The 2,710-nt window shown below is 75.7% G+C and carries 1 protein-coding gene and 1 pseudogene; one reads left to right on the top strand and one right to left on the bottom strand.

What is annotated here, in order from left to right; all coding sequences use genetic code 11:
• A pseudogene (locus MXD58_RS28340) lies at positions 1-687 on the bottom strand (hypothetical protein); the annotation flags it as partial.
• Positions 688-1,077: 390 nt separating this feature from the next.
• Here MXD58_RS28340 and MXD58_RS28335 point away from each other — a divergent pair.
• On the top strand, positions 1,078-2,710 hold a 1,633-nt coding region (locus tag MXD58_RS28335; protein WP_250611229.1), incomplete at its 3' end, for an ATP-binding protein.

Here is a 2,710-nt window from a genome sequence, read left to right as displayed (position 1 = left end):
GCCCCTGGCGCCCGCATGGCCAGGCACGGGGGCGACCTCGGCGGGTGGGGCCGGCCGGTGGGCGCGCAGCAGCACGCTGACCTGGGTGAGGACGGTGTGCACCGCGCGCTGGTGGGCGGACAGGTCGAACGCGAGCAGGGTGTCCGCGTCGGCGTCGGTGAGCGTCACCGTCGCCGTCCACTGCGCGCGCAACGCGACGAGCAGCGCGCCGCCACCGGCCGGGGCAGCGCCGGCGACGGGTTCGAGCAGGGCGCGGGCCTCGGTGAGATGGCGCAACGACTCGTGCAGCGCCCGCATGATCGCGAACACGTCGAACATCGCCGTCGCTGTCGCCGGGTGAGTGCGCCAGTCGCGGCCGGCGAAGGTGACCTGGGTGACCTGCTGGCCGGCGCCAGCGCAGTCGAACACCACACAGCCGTGGAACCCCCGCGGGCGCAGCTCGTCGTGCACCGCGCAGCCGAACGTGACGCTCAGATGCCCACAGGCGACCCCGGGTGGTTTGCTGAGGGGGAAGTCCGCCGATCGGGTGAACCCCGGTGCCACACAGCACAGGCCCACGCAGCGCCCGCAATCCGCCGCCAGCCGACCCCGCACCGCCGACAACCACACCGCCTGCGCCTGCGGGCCGCCCGCCTCCTCGACCACCCGGGTGGGCCCGCCGACATCGGCGCGACGCTGCTCGGTCATCGGACGCGGCCCCCGCAACCTCGACGGATGTGACATGCTGACCGACGCGACAGCTTGCGGAGGAAGCCGGTGTGAATCCGGCGCGGTCCCGCCACTGTCACCGGGAAGTGCACCCCTCACGCAACGCCCCCTACGGCGCCTCTCACGCCACCGGAGGGACGCGGCGAGGACCGTCCGACCAGGCCGCGGGAGATCCCCGCGCAGGCCCGGCCGCGCACGGCAGGTCACGGCCGCCTCGGCGGTTGGAAGGCCGACGGGTGCACGTCGATCCGGGAGCCAGGATACTCCGGCCGTCGCGGGCGATGACCACGGGCGAGGACCCTGGAGGACCTTCGGCATGCTCGAAACACCCACACCCACACCCACCTCGGTGGGCGTCCCCGGCCGACCATGGTGAGCTTCCCGCTCGCCGCCGTCGTCGGCATGGACGATCTGCGCCTGGCACTGCTGCTCAACGCCGTGGATCCCACCCTCGGCGGGGTGCTGGTCCGCGGGGAGAAGGGCACCGCGAAAACCACCGCGGTCCGTGGGCTGGCCGCGCTGCTCGCTCCCGTCGACGTCCTCGACGGCTGCCGCTTCGCCTGCGCGCCGCACGCGCCGAACCCGCACTGCCCTGATGGCCCCCACCCCGACGGCGCCGGGTGGACGCGCCGGCCGGTGCGCCTGGTGGAGCTACCCGTCGGCGCCTCGGAAGACCGGATCACCGGCGCCCTCGACCTCGACCGGGCCCTCGCCGACGGTGTCAGCGTCCTGCGCCCCGGCCTGCTCGCCGCCGCCCACCGCGGGATCCTCTACGTCGACGAGATCAACCTGCTCGGCGACCATCTCGTCGATCTTCTCCTCGACGCCGCCGCCACCGGCGTCGCCCACGTCGAACGCGACGGTGTCTCCGCCCGCCATCCCGCCCGGTTCCTGCTCGTGGGCACCATGAACCCGGAGGAAGGGGAACTGCGCCCGCAGCTGCTCGACCGGTTCGCATTGACCGTGCGGGTCGCCGCCAGCCGGGAACCCGCGACCCGCGCGCAGGTCGTGCGCCGCCGTCTGGCCCACGACCGCGACCCGCAGGCGTTCGCCGCCCACTGGGAACCCGTCCAACGCCAGCTCACCGACCGTGTCGCCGCCGCCACCGCCCGTCTGCCCGCGGTCACCTTGTCGGACCGGGCGTTGGACGCGATCGCGACGGTCTGCGCGCGCTGCGACGTCGACGGGATGCGCGCCGACGTGGTCCTCGCCCGCACGGCGATGGCGCACGCCGCCTGGTCCGGCCACACCACCGTGCGCGCCGCCGACCTTCGCGTCGGCGCGCGGCTGGCGTTGCCGCACCGGCGTCGCCGCGGCCCCTTCGACGCCCCCGATCTCGACGGCGCTGACCTCGACGCGATCCTCGACGACGCCCTCGCCGGTCTCGACGACGCCGTGGAAGCCGAACGCAGCGCCGCCCGTCACGCTCCGCCCGGGCAGGACCGCGACGGCGACGGGCCTCCCGACGACGACAGCTCCCAGCCCCCCGCCGACCCCGACGGCACCGGGCCGCAGGACGACGGCGGGCCCGGCAGCAGCCCGGCACAGAGCGGGCCCGGCGGCGGCCACAGCGAAGCGGGCCACACCCACGACGACGCCGACAGCAGACCGGCAGTGGGCACCGACCCCACCGCACCCGGCACCGAACACGGCCCACCGGCAGCGGGCACCGAAGGGACCAGCCCCGCCGGCACCAACGACCCGAACCTCACCGGCACCGACCCCGCCGGTGGCGGGCCCACCGGCAGCCAGCACGGCGGACCGCGCACACCCCCCCGGCTCGTCCTCCCACACCGGGGTGCGGCCAACAGCAGCGACCAGCCCGCCACCACCGGGGCACACCACACCCCCACACCCGGCGCGCTGTTCCGCCCGCGCACCCTCACCGTCACCGGCCTCGGCGCGTCCGCCACCCCCGGGCGGCGCTCCGCCGCCCACACCAGCCGCGGCACGATCGTCACCACCAGCGCGGATGCCCCCGGCCTGCACCTGCCCGCGACGC

The organism is Frankia sp. AgKG'84/4, from assembly GCF_023242965.2.
Classification (GTDB): domain Bacteria; phylum Actinomycetota; class Actinomycetes; order Frankiales; family Frankiaceae; genus Frankia.
The sequence above is the reverse complement of the archived record's forward strand: the minus strand, read 5'-3'. Positions and strand labels throughout refer to the sequence as shown.